This window comes from Enterobacter cloacae (genome assembly GCF_011078175.1).
GTDB classification, from domain to species: Bacteria; Pseudomonadota; Gammaproteobacteria; order Enterobacterales; family Enterobacteriaceae; genus Enterobacter; species Enterobacter cloacae_Q.
Window position 1 is genome coordinate 421,271 of sequence record NZ_JAALCJ010000003.1, and the last position, 16,650, is coordinate 437,920.

14 protein-coding genes are annotated in these 16,650 nt (G+C 51.6%); 6 read left to right on the forward strand and 8 right to left on the reverse strand.

Annotation, left to right across the window (positions count from 1 at the left end; all coding sequences use genetic code 11):
* The 4 genes from G6Q29_RS09165 to G6Q29_RS09180 all read left to right on the forward strand — a co-directional run bounded on the left by G6Q29_RS09165 (window position 1) and on the right by G6Q29_RS09180 (window position 8,018).
* The gene (locus G6Q29_RS09165; protein ID WP_165465356.1) at window positions 1–1,137 is read left to right on the forward strand and encodes a hypothetical protein; all 1,137 of its coding nucleotides are present in this window, start codon (window positions 1–3) and stop codon (window positions 1,135–1,137) included.
* 86 nt (window positions 1,138–1,223) lie between these two features.
* Window positions 1,224–5,957, forward strand: coding sequence for an RHS repeat domain-containing protein (locus tag G6Q29_RS09170; RefSeq protein WP_165465357.1), 4,734 nt, complete (start codon window positions 1,224–1,226; stop codon window positions 5,955–5,957).
* Between the two features lie 195 nt (window positions 5,958–6,152).
* Window positions 6,153–6,977 carry an AraC family transcriptional regulator gene (locus G6Q29_RS09175; RefSeq protein ID WP_165465358.1) on the forward strand — a complete coding sequence of 275 codons (825 nt, stop codon included), beginning with the start codon at window positions 6,153–6,155 and terminating at the stop codon, window positions 6,975–6,977.
* Between the two features lie 75 nt (window positions 6,978–7,052).
* On the forward strand, window positions 7,053–8,018 hold the full coding sequence (locus tag G6Q29_RS09180) for a DMT family transporter (RefSeq protein ID WP_165465419.1): 966 nt from the start codon (window positions 7,053–7,055) through the stop codon (window positions 8,016–8,018).
* 87 nt (window positions 8,019–8,105) lie between these two features.
* Here G6Q29_RS09180 and G6Q29_RS09185 read toward each other — a convergent pair whose 3' ends face one another.
* Window positions 8,106–9,755, reverse strand: coding sequence for a methyl-accepting chemotaxis protein (locus G6Q29_RS09185; protein ID WP_165465359.1), 1,650 nt, complete (start codon window positions 9,753–9,755; stop codon window positions 8,106–8,108).
* A 245-nt stretch (window positions 9,756–10,000) separates the two neighbouring features.
* On the opposite strand from G6Q29_RS09185, the gene ytfE reads away from it, so the two are divergent.
* Window positions 10,001–10,663 carry an iron-sulfur cluster repair protein YtfE gene (gene ytfE, locus G6Q29_RS09190; protein WP_165465360.1) on the forward strand — a complete coding sequence of 221 codons (663 nt, stop codon included), beginning with the start codon at window positions 10,001–10,003 and terminating at the stop codon, window positions 10,661–10,663.
* Between the two features lie 83 nt (window positions 10,664–10,746).
* Here ytfE and cycA read toward each other — a convergent pair whose 3' ends face one another.
* Both cycA and fklB read right to left on the reverse strand, forming a co-directional pair.
* Entirely contained in the window at window positions 10,747–12,156 is a 1,410-nt protein-coding gene (gene cycA / locus G6Q29_RS09195; protein ID WP_165465361.1) for a D-serine/D-alanine/glycine transporter, read from the reverse strand.
* 314 nt (window positions 12,157–12,470) lie between these two features.
* Window positions 12,471–13,091 (reverse strand): FKBP-type peptidyl-prolyl cis-trans isomerase, encoded by a 621-nt coding sequence (gene fklB, locus G6Q29_RS09200; RefSeq protein ID WP_008502892.1) that lies wholly within the window; start codon window positions 13,089–13,091, stop codon window positions 12,471–12,473.
* 231 nt (window positions 13,092–13,322) lie between these two features.
* Between fklB and G6Q29_RS09205 the strand changes: the two genes are divergently transcribed.
* Complete coding sequence (locus G6Q29_RS09205; protein WP_015572481.1) at window positions 13,323–13,961, forward strand: OapA family protein; 639 nt, start codon at window positions 13,323–13,325, stop codon at window positions 13,959–13,961.
* Between the two features lie 46 nt (window positions 13,962–14,007).
* On the opposite strand, the gene G6Q29_RS09210 is transcribed toward G6Q29_RS09205, so the two are convergent.
* The 5 genes from G6Q29_RS09210 to rpsF all read right to left on the reverse strand — a co-directional run bounded on the left by G6Q29_RS09210 (window position 14,008) and on the right by rpsF (window position 16,529).
* Window positions 14,008–14,937 carry a DMT family transporter gene (locus G6Q29_RS09210; protein ID WP_165465362.1) on the reverse strand — a complete coding sequence of 310 codons (930 nt, stop codon included), beginning with the start codon at window positions 14,935–14,937 and terminating at the stop codon, window positions 14,008–14,010.
* Between the two features lie 152 nt (window positions 14,938–15,089).
* Window positions 15,090–15,539 (reverse strand): 50S ribosomal protein L9, encoded by a 450-nt coding sequence (gene rplI / locus G6Q29_RS09215; protein WP_003856039.1) that lies wholly within the window; start codon window positions 15,537–15,539, stop codon window positions 15,090–15,092.
* Window positions 15,540–15,580: 41 nt separating this feature from the next.
* Window positions 15,581–15,808 carry a 30S ribosomal protein S18 gene (gene rpsR / locus G6Q29_RS09220; protein WP_000135199.1) on the reverse strand — a complete coding sequence of 76 codons (228 nt, stop codon included), beginning with the start codon at window positions 15,806–15,808 and terminating at the stop codon, window positions 15,581–15,583.
* A 4-nt stretch (window positions 15,809–15,812) separates the two neighbouring features.
* Window positions 15,813–16,127: a primosomal replication protein N gene (gene priB / locus G6Q29_RS09225; protein ID WP_003856035.1), complete on the reverse strand. Its 315-nt coding sequence runs from the start codon at window positions 16,125–16,127 to the stop codon at window positions 15,813–15,815.
* 6 nt (window positions 16,128–16,133) lie between these two features.
* A complete protein-coding gene (gene rpsF / locus G6Q29_RS09230; protein ID WP_003856034.1) occupies window positions 16,134–16,529 on the reverse strand; it encodes a 30S ribosomal protein S6 in 396 nt (131 codons plus the stop codon).
* Window positions 16,530–16,650: the final 121 nt, after the last annotated feature.

Sequence of the window (16,650 nt, forward strand, 5' to 3'; positions counted from 1 at the left end):
ATGTCTTTTACACAAGTACAAATTACACATTTTAGTATTGAGTCCGTTTCCGAGCGTTTTTACGCTAACGGAAATCACCAATGTCACGTTCGCGTTCAGGTGATGAAGCAGGGTCTAAATGCACAGGGGCAATTTGTCCGTGTTCCACTAACACAGCGGGAGAGAGATTCTGTCGGCATTTCTCAGCTGTCTTCTTCGTTAGATAATAGTACGTTACTCATGCCAGTTGGTTGGGGATTTTCACGTACCCGTAACCAATATGATTTAGGTCTGGCCTCTCCTAATGCTTTCAGTCAAGAGAAAGCGTGGGTATCGGAAAAAACAAATTTTGAAGAGGAGCATTCTGAACTTCGCAAACAAGAGTTTCGTGATGAACCTTGCATTCCCTGTATGGAAGATAAGGTATCACAATTCATCGCAACGCCAGAGCCAACGAACGAAATGCCAGAAGCGTATAACAATGTTCCGGAAATCATCAATCTCTATGTAACTTCCGGCTCAACGGGTATGCAAGTTTTAATGGCAAAAGCACAACTCGACGTCTCTGTTTTTGATGCGAATCATAATGAGACTACCCGTACCATCACAGTCACAACCAATATGTCCAGTGGCTCTAATGTTTTCAATAGTAGGGTTTCGCTCAATGCAATCACTCCTATTGCGATTCACCCCCAGAATTTATCTCTCTCGCAACAAACGATTCAGGATCGCCGTGAAGATGTGTCAAAGTGGGATGTAACTCATCAGCGAATTACACTTTTCCGGTGGACACTGCCCCATCGGCTTCGCATTCGAAACTATATCTCAGGAAATAATACACGACACTTCTTCGCGCTCGGAAATACCCAGGAAGATAATCGTTTTCTGACGCGAGGTCGTGTGTTCCAGAGCGGAACATCAGAAGTAAATGCGCGTGACTCGATGAGTGGTGGTTGCGTCTGGGATCATGCTTACCGAGTTGACGTTCCCGATACGCAAATTGTAGCAGAGGTACTGCATGTTACTGGATGTTCCTGGACCTCAACGCCCTCGACCGGAACACACAGTATCACCTTCCTTGATAATTTCGGTACGTGGCATCGTTTCCAGCTCGCACCGGAAGACGCAGGACGAACCTTATCTATTAATCTATTTTAAACATCTTTATTAATTAAACTTGAAAAGACATCGGCTTGCCAGGGTAAGCCGATGCATATTCTTTAATTTATAAGAAAGGAATCATCATGAGCTTGAAAGATATTCACTCAAATGCTTTTAACTTTTCTTCTTTCCTGTCATCGGGTGTGGACCCACGCACAGGCCAATATAACGCTGATTTAAATGTTATTTCACTTTCACCAACCAATGAAGATGAAGCTACGTATCCGGTTTCACTCAGCTTTTCGACGTTCAACGCGTCTAATTTAGGTTTCGGAACGGGCTGGAAGATGTTACCAACCAGTCTGGATCTACGTCGACGTATTTTTACTAATAGCCAGGGCGAGCGTTATAAATGCCAAAATTTAATCATCGGTACGGAAGTCGTCTTTTTAGATAAAAAAATTAAGAATTTCCGTGTTCTTTATGTTAATAATAACACCGTGAGGGTGTATTATAAAAATGGCATTATAGAAACCTTACAACAGGTTAACATTTCGAGTGGCATGTTTATTGTCACGTCAGTTGCCTTTCAAAATGGTGAAGTCTATGATTTTAGCTATCGTCATCTTATTGCCGGGCAACCTTGTCTGACCGAGATTCATCGCCGACAATCAAATGTTCTCATGCTAAGGCTTTCTTATTCAGGCGTCAACTGTCACCTTATTCAGTACCCTGATGATAATGGGTCGATGTTACAGATTAATCTGGTCCACCGTAATAATCTTCTTACCTCAATTAGCTTGCCTTATGCCCAGGGAGCCCAGGCTGTTGCCTCATTCACCTTAAGCTATATTACTCTGCAAAATGAATTTCTCTGCATACAAGAGTTTAAAACGCCGGCCGGTGCCACTGAGGTTATTCAATATAATGCGACAGGCCTGCGTGTTACAATGCAAGGTACACTTCCTTGCGTAACCACAACCTCACTTAACCCGGGGAATGGCCAGCCCTCAATTGTAAAATCCTGGCAATATAGTCAGAATACCAATTTCACCGGTTTCTCTTCCGGTCGTACCCATATCGACCCTGAGCAAGATAATCTCTATCTTGTCACCGGAAACTATTTCTATTCTTCAACTGAAACGCTTCTTTTGAACTCCGCTCCAGCGTCCTCTACAACACGACAGTTCAACAGATTCCATCTTTTGGTCAGTGAAGATACGGTTTGCGATGGTAAGAAAGTCTCTAAGCAGTATGTCTATAATGAACTGCCAGGACTGAACTATTATCAACAACCATTAAATCTGCCCTTACCCGCAGAGATAACGGTTACCTATCAAGACATGGCAACGGGACGTTCTCGTCAAGAAAAGACGACGTATATCACCGATGATTGGGGCAACACGTTGAGTGTCACCCATCCAGATGGGATTCGTGAACGTAATGAATACTATAGTGCCGCAGGACAGTCGGGACAATGCCCTGCTGACCCATTAGGATTCTCACGATTTATCCGTTCGTGCACAAAATCCCCTGCATATGGTCAGGCAAAAGCGAAGGTCACAAACTATTACTGGCATGACCTTCCTTCTATTCCCAATGATCTTAACTTTCGATACGTCTGTCTTTCTCGCGAAGAGATTAATGGAGAGTTAACGCGTCGCTATACCTATAATAATGCAATCAACACCACGACACACTCGCTTATTAGTAGAATTGACGTCATCAAAAGCAATATTACGACGATAACCTCATTAAGCTATAAAATTTCGAATAGTACCCTTGAAGTGACGGAAACGACAATCGGCCATGACGGTTCGAAAAGTTCAAAAACCTCTAATACTTCCCGCTTTACCCAACATTTACTGGCGAGCACCGATGAAAATGGGGTATTAAGTAGCTATATTTATAATCCTGAAGGTAAACTCGCTGTAAAAAATATTACTGACAGCAGCACGAATACAAACAGGCATCAATATCGTTATACATACCCTACTGCCACCTCAACGACAACATGGCCTACCATGACTGAAACAGACTCAGGGGGTGTAAAACGGACTTATGAATATGACGGACTTGGCCGCGTATGTCGTATTCTGGAACAGGATGATGACGCGCCAAACAACGTATCTCATTATTCAGGAACAATGAGAGAAGTGCAAACGAGTACTTATAATGCACTTGGGCAACTTTCTTCTGAAACGGAGATTGATTGGCTTTGGGATTTGAATCCTGGAACGCCTCGCCGTTTGGCGACCCCTGTTCGAATTGTAAAAAACTATACTTATGATGGTTGGGGAAACCGTACCACCACACGCTACAATAATGGACGTGAAGAATTTGAGATTGATGATCCTGTTACCAATACCACGCGTCAGGGGTTGACGGGGGAATCGGTCATTCTCACCCAGAAAAATGCATTTGATGAACCTGAAAGTATTTCACTGCTTAATACGAATAATACTGTTTACGCAACCTTAAAAAATAGCTATGATGGTTTTGGTCGCAAAATTACCGAAACAAATCATGTTGGCGCCGTCACGTCATTTGAATACGATAATTTTGATCGTCTCGTGCAAAAAACGTTACCTGAAGGGACGGTTCTTACTCAAACCTATGCCTCATTCAGCGATCAGAAAAATATTGCTTCGATCTCTATTCAAGGAAAAACGTATGCAACGGCGAAATACGACGGAATTTTGCGTAGTAATGAAGAGGTTTGTGGTGGACGTAAAACAACTTTTTCTTACAACGGAGGCAAACAGTTCCCTGAAACTTTCTTAACCGCGGACAATAAAAACCACACTCGTAAATATGAATATCACCTCGGAAGGGTTGTTAATCATTCAGAGTCGGAATCGCTGCTCCAAAAATATCATTATGATAATAACACCGGTAAACTCTTAGGGGCCACTGAGGACTCACTGAGGAAATCGTTTAGTTATTTTCCTTCTGGTCTTGTGAGAGAAGAAAACACCACTGGCATCCAGTCTTTGACATCTAAAAATCAGTACCGATATTCTATGCGTGGTCGCCCACAAACGGTTCTGGACAGTAAAAACAAAGAACATCGATATGAGTATGATTCCTTTGGACGAATTATTCTGTCTATACAGGATCGCCAGGAGGTCACATTTGAATATGACAAACAGAGCCGTGTAGTCACGATGACGACGGGTCAACGTGGTCAATCTTCAAATTTAGTCACCACAATCAGCTATGACTCATTTGGACGCGAAGTGCGCAGGATATTTAAAACATCCACCGCAACAACAACCCTTTCTCTGACATACACGCCTGAGGGGAAAATCAAAACACGTGAATTACGGGATAACCGCCTCATTCGGAAAGAAGAATTTGAGTATGACGTTAACTCGCGATTGAGTAATTATCGTTGTTCAGGAGTGGATCTTCCCGTCGATCATAAAGGACGCGCGCTCTCCGGGCAACGTTTTACATACGATCGTTATGGCAACATTGCAACCATGGAAAGTATTCATGCTAACGTAACGACGTTAACTCAGTATGAATATGACAGTGTCGATCCTTGCCAGCTTATCGCTATCTCAGAAGGCAATCAAAGAATCGTGCTGCAATACGATCGTAAAGGAAACCTGACTCGTGATGAAAAGGGTCAACATCTTATTTACGATGCAAAAAATCGCTTACGTGAGGTTAGAAGTCCAAATAATCAATTAATTTGTCGTTATCATTATGATTCGCAAGACATATTAATTGCTCAAGAAATGGCTAACACGGCCGGAATGAATCGCTATTATTATGCTGGTGAAAATACGCTTAATGCTGACATCAATGGTAAACAGTTAACCTGGATTAGCGATGGTTCTGGTCGTCGATATGGGCACAGCGAGCAAGACTCAAGTGGGGAAAAATACCATAGCTATGGGCTGATGTTAGACAATACTCCATGCCTGAGTCAGAGCGATAGTCAAACGACCCACCATGCCTATACGCCTTTCGGTTTCAGAAGCCTGCTTTCATCCTCTCCAGGCTTATCCGGTGCGCAGGTGGATCCCGTCACAGGCTGGTACTTCCTGGGTAACGGGTATCGTGTCTTCAATCCAGTATTGATGCGTTTTCATAGCCCTGATAACTGGAGTCCTTTTGGCGAAGGGGGTATCAATCCTTATATTTATGCTCTTAATGACCCCATTAATAATATTGACCCGAGTGGCCACTTAAGTACCGAAGCGATCATTGGTATTACGTTAAGTGCGATTGGATTATTGCTATCAATACTCTCTCTCGGTGCTGCGATCCCAGCTGTAGCCGCCAAATCTGCTGCTCTTGCCTCAATAGCGGTGAGTTCTAAGATGGGCGCGGTTTCTGCCGTCGGAAGCGTGGTTACGAACACTGCCTATCTCGCTTCGTCGGCGACATCCGAGTCGAATCCGCAGGCTTCCCATGTCCTCAGTATGATTGGCCTCGGAGCAACAATATTCACGTTTGGCGTTGGAGTGGCGAGTACAGTGAGTTCGGTGGTTAGCAATGTTCGACAAATTGCGCAACTTCCTGCTTCGACCCACGCTTATAGCCTGGGTAAGTTTACCAGTTCTATCAGCGGTAGTTCTCCCCTGGATATGTTTATGCTCGGGTCCGAAATGACTATGGGTGCGGCTTATATTGGCGTTTCGTTTGCTGCTGAGTTTGTCGATGAAGAGACCGCCTCCCAATTAGGCATCGCGGGCCTTGCCCTCACTGCCGGGGGGCTGGCCATGGGTGTAACGTCTATGTTCAGAACGGTTCTCAGAAGACATCAGATCTACGAACCTCGTGTTCAGGAAAATATTATTGGCTTACATACAAATGTACGTTCGACACAAAACGGGAGTGGGGTTATTTCAACGCGTCTGTAAGGCTTTATACTTGAGATAAATGTCATCTCCAGACAGCTATGGCCCGAGAGCCATAGCTGTCTTTTTTATACCTGCATCCCTCCGACAACGGAGAGCGTCAACGCCATCCTGTAATTGTTACGAATTGGTTATTTTTTGTGGCATCCCCTTGGGTCATCTCTGATAATGAAGCAATGACCCCCAAGGAGGCTTACCGTGCAAGGCGTACCGGAACAGTTTATTGATGAGAGAGACAGCGCGCGCTTTCGCCATCTGGCGCAGCTGCCTGGCCTGGAGCTTTATCACGCCCATATCTCTGACTACGCCTTTGAGCCTCATACCCACGAAGCCTTCGGCATCGGTACGATTGAAACCGGCGCCGAACGCTTTCGCTATCGCGGCACCCAGCACCTCGCGCCAGAAAAATCCGTCGTGACCATGAATCCGGACGAGATCCACACCGGGGAATCCGCCACCGAAGGCGGCTGGCGCTACCGGATGGTTTACATCGAACCTGACCTGCTGGAAGAGGTCACCGGCCTCCGGCACTGGTGGTTCAGCGACGTGACCCGTTTTGACCCACAGCGCTCGCAGCAAATCGGCAGACTTATCTACGGTCTGTGGCATACGGACGATCCGCTGGCGCAAAAAGGACTCTTGTTGGATCTGATTGAGACCTTTCAGCCCCTGGCTCATCACGCGCCGGTGGTTCACGAAGGTTCGCACCGCTTCGAACGCGTGCGCGAGTATCTGCACGACAACTATATGCACTCCCTGACGCTGGACGAGCTGGCCAACGTCGTCTCGCTCAGCCCGTTCCATTTCCAGCGTCAGTTCAAAGCCCATTTTCACGTTACGCCGCACCAGATGCTGATGGCCATCCGCCTGTGGCGGGCCAAAGCGTTCCTCACCCACGGCATGCCCGCCGCCGCGGTGGCTGCCGCAACCGGACTGACCGATCAGTCGCATTTGACCCGCGCCTTTACCCGCCGCTACGGCATTACGCCCGTGCGTTATCAGAAGCAGGTTATGCCGCGTTAATGCGCAACCTCATACAATACCCCTCCATTTTCGCCTTCTACACTGGATGCAAAATGAATCAATATGGATGGAAAGATGATTAGCGGCGTGTTGTATGCCCTGCTTGCGGGTTTGATGTGGGGGCTGATTTTCGTTGGCCCATTGATTGTGCCGGAGTACCCGGCAATATTGCAATCGACCGGACGTTATCTGGCGCTGGGGCTGATCGCCGTGCCGCTGGCCTGGCTGGGGCGCGCACGTCTGCGTCAGCTGGGCCGCCAGGACTGGCTCACCGCGCTGGCGCTGACCATGATGGGTAATCTGATCTACTACGTCTGTCTGGCAAGCGCCATTCAGCGCACCGGTGCGCCGGTGTCGACCATGATTATCGGCACGCTGCCGGTAGTCATCCCGGTTTTCGCGAACCTGCTTTACAGCCAGCGTGACGGCAAACTGGCGTGGTCAAAAATGGTGCCCGCGCTGGCCTGCATCGCCGTGGGGCTGGTGTGCGTGAATATTGACGAGCTACGCCACGGCCTGGAAAACGTCAGCTTATGGCGTTACGGTTCAGGGATCTTTCTGGCGTTTATTTCGGTTGTCTGTTGGGCCTGGTATGCCCTGCGCAACGCACGCTGGCTGCGGGAAAACCCGGATAAACATCCGATGATGTGGGCGACGGCGCAGGCGCTGGTCACACTCCCTGTCTCGTTGCTGGGCTATGTGGGCGCGTGTGTCTGGCTGGGTAGCCAGCAACCGGAATTTACCCTGCCCTTTGGACCTCGCCCGTGGCTGTTCGTTGGGTTAATGATCGCCATTGCCGTGCTCTGTTCGTGGGTGGGCGCGCTGTGCTGGAACATTGCCAGCCAGAAGCTGCCGACGGTGATATTAGGCCCGCTGATTGTCTTTGAGACCCTGGCCGGGCTGCTCTATACCTTCCTGATGCGTCAGAGCGTGCCGCCGCTGCTAACGGCCTGCGGGATCGCATTGCTGGTCGTTGGGGTGGTGATTGCGGTGAGAGCGAAGCCGGAAAAACCGATGGTCGTTCCGGCGTCGGAGGGGTGATTTTTGCCGGGTGACGCTGACGCTTACCCGGCCTACAGAATAACGCCTCGTAGGCCCGGTAAGGCGTAGCCGCCTCCGGGCAAGCCTTTAGAACGTTTCCCAGTTCGCTTCAGACGCCGCCGCGACGGGCTGCGCTTTAGGGACATAGGTCTTGACCGGCGCGGCTTTCACCGCCTGGTTGCGGGTGATCTTAAACACCGCCACCGCGTCGTTCAGGCGTGCAGCCTGATCTTCCAGCGCCGCCGCTGCCGCCGCAGACTCTTCCACCAGCGAGGCGTTCTGCTGGGTGACGCGATCCATCTCCGCCACCGCCTGACCCACCTGGTCGATACCGCGGCTCTGTTCGTCGGAGGCCGAGGCAATCTCACCCATGATATCGGTCACGCGCGTAACCGCGTTGACGATCTCCGCCATCGTCGCGCCCGCTTCATTTACCAGCTGAGAACCCGCGTTAACACGCTCGCCGGAATCATCGATCAGCGCTTTGATCTCTTTCGCCGCCTGTGCGCTGCGCTGGGCAAGGGTACGCACCTCGCCCGCCACAACCGCGAAGCCACGCCCCTGCTCGCCCGCACGCGCCGCTTCCACCGCCGCGTTCAGCGCCAGAATATTGGTCTGGAAGGCAATGCCGTCGATCACGTTAGTAATTTGCGCGATTTTGCCGGAGCTGGTAGAGATTTCGTCCATCGTCCGAACCACGCCTTCCACTACGTTACCGCCCTTCTTCGCGGTGGAGGAGGCCTCCAGCGCCAGACGCGACGCCTGACGCGCGTTATCGGCGTTTTGCTTCACGGTGGCGGTTAGCTGTTCCATGCTGGCTGCCGTCTCTTCCAGAGATGCGGCCTGCTGCTCGGTGCGGGAAGAGAGATCGTTGCTGCCCGCCGAAATTTCACCCGCGCCGGTGTAAATCGTGTCTGCACCTTCACGCACCACGCCCACCGTGTTGGACAGCGCAGTCTGCATCTCCTGAACGTTGCGCGCCAGGATCGCCATTTCATTTTTACCCTCAGCCTGAATCGGCTGGGTTAAATCCCCTGCGGCAATGGCGCGGATGTGGTTGATCACCTCTTCCAGCGGCAGCAGCAGCACGCGGCGCATCGCAATCCAGCTGGAAATAATCACCGCGATCACCAGCAGCATCATCGCAGAGAGGATCCACAGAATGCGTTTGTAGTCGCTTTCATTGTCCTGGATCCCTTTGGCGGTCAGCGCGGCCTGCGCCTCACGCCATTCGCGATAGACCTTTTGCATCGCAGTCTGCTTCTGTTCGGCATTTTGTTTGAACATATCTTCCAGATTACCCTGCCCCAGCAGAACGTTCATTTGCGTCAGCGTGGCGGAGTAAATGCGGTACTGCTCTTCCAGACGATCGGCCAGGTGCTCGTCCATTCCCGGCGTTTCCGGCAGCGCGTAGTATTTATCGTAATGGGTCTGAGCATCGGCCAGCAGGTTTTTCGCGGTATTGACCAGCTCGTTCAACTGACCGCCGTTAATCTGCGACGCCATGCTGCTTTGCAGGCGCAGCATGCCGCGGTTGAGGGTGACGCGCGCCTGGTTCAGGCTGATCCACGCGTCGGTAAACTCCGCCACGTTCTGGCTGGAAAGCTGAGAAACGGTGAAGTTCTCTTTATCGTTATTGAGCGCGTTAATGAAAATGCCAGCGGAGATCAGCTGCATGATGCCGAGCACAAGCAGCACCGAAATCAAAAGAGTAATGACTTTTATACGTTTAAACATGCGTTGCCTTTTTTATATACAGGTATTGTCTGACCTGTATCTATCGGCACGCCCGGCAGGTTGTTTACTGTTTCTCCACCTTTAAAAACTTTCGAAAGCCCTTTTCCGTATTCAATCAGCAAGTTAAAAGCACGTTTTTTTCGCGATCGTCATCCCATTTTTACCCTTGCCTCTAAAGGGTTATAGTATCCACGTAAAGATGCATTTAAAATGCATCTTATATTCCTGATGATGAGGTAACTGCTATGGCCTTCCGCGACCAACCCTTAGGCGAGCTGGCGCTCTCCATCCCTCGCGCTTCTGCGCTGTTCCGTAAATACGATATGGATTATTGCTGCGGCGGTAAGCAAACGCTGGCGCGCGCAGCGTCGCGTAAAGAGCTGAATGTAGAGGCTATAGAAGCAGAGCTGGCTCAGCTGGCCGAACAGCCTGTCGACAAGGACTGGCGCACCGCGCCGCTGGCTGAAATTATCGACCACATCATTGTGCGTTACCACGACCGTCACCGCGAGCAGCTGCCGGAGCTGATTTTGCAGGCGACCAAAGTTGAACGCGTTCATGCCGATAAACCTTCCGTACCGCGCGGCCTGGCGAAATATCTGACCATGCTGCACGAAGAACTTTCCAGCCACATGATGAAAGAGGAGCAGATCCTCTTCCCGATGATCAAACAGGGCATGGGCAGCCAGGCAATGGGGCCCATCAGCGTGATGGAAAGCGAACATGATGATGCCGGCGAACTGCTCGAAGTGATCAAACACACCACCGACAACGTCACACCGCCGCCAGAGGCGTGCACCACCTGGAAAGCCATGTACAACGGCATCAACGAGATGATTGACGATCTGATGGAACACATCAGTCTTGAGAATAATGTTCTGTTCCCGCGTGCATTGGCCGGGGAATAAAAAGGCCGCTGCGGCCTGATGCCCTCTCCCACGGGGAGAGGGTGCAAAAACTAAAAACGGCAACCGACGTTGCCGTTTTGCTTTTACCTTATGCCAGCCATTCGTTTCTTACCGATAAACAGCCAGCCCAGCCCCAGTGCGATAAACCACAGCGGCGTGACGATCAGCGCCTGTCGGGTATCTTCTTCAAGCGTCAGCAGCACCAGCACGAAGACGAAGAACGCCATGCACACCCAGCACATTAGCTTGCCCAGCGGCATCTTGTAGATCGACTTCTCATGCAGATGTGGACGCTGTTTGCGGTACACCAGATATGAGCAGAGGATGATGGTCCAGACGAACATGAACAGGATCGCCGACACCGTGGTGATCATGGTGAATGCGCCGATTACGCTCGGATTGACGTAAAGCATCACCACACCGCCCAGCAGGCAGATGCAGGAGAAGGTGAGCCCTTTCGCCGGTACCGCGCGTTTAGACAGTTTCGCAAACGCGCTCGGAGCAACGCCCTCCTGCGCCAGACCGAAGAGCATACGGCTGGTTGAGAATACGCCGCTGTTCGCGGAAGAGGCCGCAGAGGTCAGCACCACGAAGTTAATCAGGCTCGCGGCAGCAGGCAGCCCCACCAGCACGAACAGCTCGACGAACGGGCTCTTGGTTGGCACCACCGAGCTCCATGGCGTCACGGACATGATAATAATCAGCGCGAAGACGTAGAACATGATAATACGCAGCGGAATGGAGTTGATCGCGCGGGGCAGGGATTTCTCCGGATCTTTGGTTTCCGCCGCCGTGGTTCCCACCAGCTCAATCCCGACAAAGGCGAACACTGCAATCTGGAAGCCGGCAAAGAAGCCGCTGATCCCTTTCGGGAACCAGCCGCCGTCATTCCACAGATGGGCAAACGACGCCTGTACGCCGGTTGGCGACTGGAAATGCGTCAGCACCATCACCAGCCCGACGACAATCAGCGCGATGATGGCGACGATTTTGATCATCGCGAACCAGAACTCCATCTCCCCGAACATTTTAACGGTGGCGAGGTTCAGGCTCAGCAGCAGGACAATCACCGCCAGCGAGGCCACCCAGTCCGATAGCCCTGGGAACCAGAACTGCGCGTAGGCGGTAATCGCCACGACGTCCGCCATGCCGGTGACCACCCAGCAGAACCAGTAGGTCCAGCCGGTAAAATAGCCCGCCCACGGGCCGAGCAGGTCTGACGCGAAGTCGCTGAAGGATTTGTATTCGAGATTCGAGAGCAGCAATTCACCCATTGCACGCATCACGAAAAAGAGCATAAAACCGATGATCATATAAACGAAGATGATCGACGGCCCGGCCAGACTGATGGTTTTGCCCGAGCCCATAAACAGCCCGGTGCCGATGGCTCCGCCAATGGCAATAAGCTGAATGTGACGGTTCGTGAGATTTCGCCGTAGCGACTGTTCAGACGCCGCCTCTTCTGCGGCGGCGACTTTGACCTGATCTACCATGTGTTATTTTCCTGTTTATGCCTGTCTGTGTTGTTAAGGCTCTTCTGGCCTTTATATACGCCAAATAAATGACGGCCCCTGTGTAAGGACTAATCGATAGTAGGTAAGAATCGGCGGGATGAATACTATGATTTGAATATTATGTTAATAATATGTTGAAAGTGAGTGTCATATCACTCATACAGCGCGAAACAGCTCACAAAAATACACGTAACAGTTTCGTTTGCAATACAAAATGTTGATTCCGGCGTAACTCCGGGTTTTATCGCTATTTTCCTCTCCCCGATCGGAGAGAGGAAAATAAGAAAAACCGATTACAGGATTTCCAGCAGCTCGACTTCAAACACCAGGGTGCTGAATGGCGGAATGGACGCGCCAGCGCCACGCTCGCCGTAAGCCAGGTTGTGCGGGATAGTCAGTTCCCATTTGGAACCTACTGGCATCAGGGTCAGGGCTTCGATCCAGCCTGCAATAACGCCGTTGACCGGGAATTCAGCCGGTTCGCCACGCGCGACGGAGCTGTCGAAGACGGTACCGTCGATCAGCTTACCGGTGTAGTGTACGCGAACGTGGTCGGTGCGCGCCGGGATTGCGCCATCGCCCTGATTGATTACGCGGAACTGCAAGCCGGACTCGGTGCTGTTCACGCCTTCACGCTCACGGTTCTCTTCCAGATATTTCACGCCTTCTGCCGCCATCTCTTCGAAACGCGCGCGACGTACGGCGTCAGCACGTTCGTGGATTTCACGCAGCGCACGATGCACAACGTCAACCGGCACAGCGGGCTGCTTGCCTTCCAGCGCATCAGCGATACCCGCCACCAGCGCTTCCGGTAACAGACCTTCCAGGCCGGATTCGCTCAGCTGCTGTCCTACCTGCAAGCCGATGCCGTAGCTTGCCTGCGCTTCGATAGTGTCAAAAGTCGGGGTGGTCATGGGTTTTCCTTCCATCACATTTAAAGTAGCGGGCAGCATATCAGCCATGCCCTTATGGGTAAAACTTTGTCTTAAGTAAAGGTGACAAACTGCGACGAAACGGAAACAATAGTAGCCGTCAGGATTTTCCCAAATTTATGTCACGAAAGCTGGCTTTGTTACGCCCATCAGGCAGTTAGCAAACTACACTTCTCAGGACAGGATAAAAAGACGCGGAGCAGGAGGAGAGCCATGCCCGGGCGATTTGAACTGAAACCTACCCTGGCGAAAATCTGGCATGCGCCGGATAACTTTCGCATCATGGACCCGCTGCCGCCTTTGCACCGCAGAGGCATTATCATCGGCGCGTTGCTGATCGTCATCGGCTTCCTGCTTCCTTCCGGCAGTGACAACGTTGATACCGCGCCGGTCAGCCGGAATGCTGAGCTGGATATCCAGTCGCAAAGCCAGCCGCAGCCAGATTCACAGCCGATGCAGACGCAGCTGGTCACGCCGTCTAACGATCCGGGCCAGGTTGCGCCGGTTGAACCTGAACCGGTTCAGGAAGATCAGGAGCAGGCCGCCGCCCCTTCAGAGCCACAGGCGCAACAGCCCACCGGCATTGAGCAGCAGTGGCGTTCATATCGCGTAGAGCCGGGGAAAACCCTTGCCCAACTGTTCCGCGATCACAATCTGCCAGCCACGGATGTCTATGCCATGGCGCAGGTTGAAGGGGCAGGCAAACCGCTTAGCAATCTGCAAAATGGCCAGATGGTGCAAATCCGCCAGAATGCCAGCGGCGTGGTAACCGGACTGACGATTGACACGGGGAATGGCCAACAGGTGCTGTTTACCCGTCAGCCGGACGGCAGTTTTATCAGAGCACGTTAATGACGCAGGCCGGGTAAGGCGAAGCCGCCACCCGGCAACTTTGTTCTCAGGCACTCCGCTTATTCACCCACCAGATGCCCGAGCAGACCAGCACCAGCGCTATCGCGTATTTAATGTCCATAATATTTTCGCCGAGAAAGATGGCGGAAAGCACTGTCCCTGCAACAGGAATAACAAAGTTGAACGGGGCAATCATGCTCACGCGATTCACTTTCAGCAGCGCGCTCCACAGGGCGAACGCCACGGATGAGAGCAACGTCAGATACCCCAGCACGGCGACGGCCTTCATGCTGTGCACTTCCAGCGTCCCGCCCGTGGCATAGCCTCCCGCCACCAGTACCGCCCCGCCTATCCCCAGCTGCCAGCCGGTCATCACCGTCGGGTCCACGGTCTGGGAAATGCGTTTCCCGTAAAGCGTGGCGGCAGAAAGAACAAAGGCCGCCAGCACCACAAATCCGTCACCTTTCCAGACAAACTGGAAATCGCTTAACCCGCTGTGGAAGTTCACCAGCATCACCCCGGCAAAGCCGAGAATACAGCCCAGCGTTTTGTTATAGCTGAGTTTGTCGTTGTGGTAGATAAAGTGCGCCAACAGCACGCTGAAGAAGGTCCCGGTAGCATTCATGATGGAGCCGTTGACACCGGTCGTGTAGGCCAGGCCGATATAAAAGAAGGTGTACTGGAGCGAGGTCTGGGTCAGTCCGAGGATCGTGAGCTGGCCAAACTGCGCTGGCGTGAGCCTGCCAATCGGTTTTCGCTGGGCCAGGGCAAAAAGCAGCAGCAACGCGCCGGCAAACAGAAAACGGTATCCGGCAAAGACGACTTTGGAGGGGATATCATCGGTCGCGATCTGAAAGAGTTCGTAGCCACTTTTAATGGCAGGGTACGAGCTTCCCCAGAGCAGACAGCAGAGCGTGGCGCAGGCATAGGCCACATTTCGACGGGCAAAAACGGGCGTGGGCAGAGCGGTATCCATGACAATTCTCATAAATAAAATTGCGTTTCAATTTATTATCAAAGAATGCGTCAGGAATAGCGACCTTACAAGAGAAAAAGATGACGAAGGGTCACGCTAAAAAGCAAAACGCCGGCACAAGGCCGGCGCTTCGACGCGAGCAGAGTAAAAAATTACTCAGCTACTACGTTAACAACCAGTTTAGCGAACACTTCGCTGTGAACCTGGAAGTCAACTTCGTGCTCACCAGTGGTACGCAGAACGCCGTTCGGCAGACGAACTTCGCTCTTAGCCACTTTAACGCCTGCCGCAGTAACTGCATCAGCGATATCGCGGGTACCGATGGAACCGAACAGTTTACCTTCGTCGCCCGCTTTAGACGCGATAGTAACGGTGCCCAGTGCGTTGATTGCTTCAGCGCGAGCGTTAGCAGCCGCCAGAACGTCAGCCAGTTTGGCTTCCAGTTCAGCACGACGTGCTTCGAAAAACTCTACGTTTTTCTTAGTAGCTGGAACAGCTTTACCCTGTGGAACCAGGAAGTTACGAGCGTAACCCGCTTTAACGTTTACCTGATCACCCAGGCTGCCCAGGTTTGCTACTTTATCAAGCAGAATAACTTGCATTACCTTATCCTCTTAAAGTCGTATTAATGGACCGTGCCCGATTACTGATGACGATCAGTGTACGGCAGCAGAGACAGGTAGCGAGCGCGTTTGATAGCGCGAGCCAGCTGACGCTGATATTTTGCACGAGTACCGGTGATACGGCTTGGGACAATCTTACCGCTTTCGGTGATGTAGTTTTTCAGCGTTGCGATATCTTTATAGTCGATCTCTTGAACGCCTTCCGCGGTGAAACGGCAGAACTTGCGACGACGGAAATAACGTGCCATATGGCTAGTCTCCAGAATCTATCAAATCAATCTGCTCGGCATGCAGAACCATTTTGCTCAGACCGTTCTTTGCCTTGTGGCAAGAAATGAACCCCTGAACGATTACTGCGCTACCGACCGTTAAACTGTGAGTAATGGCCTGGTTTTCGTGTCCGCTAATAATCACGGGCATTTGGCACCACGCCTGCCGGTGAAACCCGGCTTCCTCTTGCACAGAACGATGCTCAAGCACGAACTGGCAATGCGGAATTCCTGATGGGCTGACCTTTCGAAGGGGGGTCCTGCACACGGTGCCGGACAACACCAGACGGTTGGTCATCAGAAATTACTCTTCAGAATCCCCAGCATCAGAATCATCTGCGGTTTCGTTTGCGAAATCATCGCGACGCTCACGGCGCTCGTCTTTCGCTTTAACCATCGGAGATGCTTCGGTCACTGCGTGTTTGGTACGCATAACCATGCTGCGGATAACGGCATCGTTGAAGCGGAAGGTAGTTTCCAGCTCATCGATCACTTCCTGCGGTGCTTCAACGTTCATCAGAACGTAGTGAGCTTTGTGCAGTTTATTGATCGGGTAAGCCAGCTGACGGCGGCCCCAGTCTTCCAGACGGTGGATCGTGCCTTCTGCACCAGTGATGGCAGCAGAGTAACGCTCGATCATGCCCGGAACCTGTTCGCTCTGGTCAGGGTGGACCATAAAAACGATTTCGTAATGACGCATCGAATTGCTCCTTACGGATTATTCAGCCTCCTGTCTGGGTCAGCCGAGGCCCGGGGAGGCAAGGAACGTGTTAAAGGTCGGCTGAAAAATTGACGCGTCATAATACTTGCGCACCCCAGGA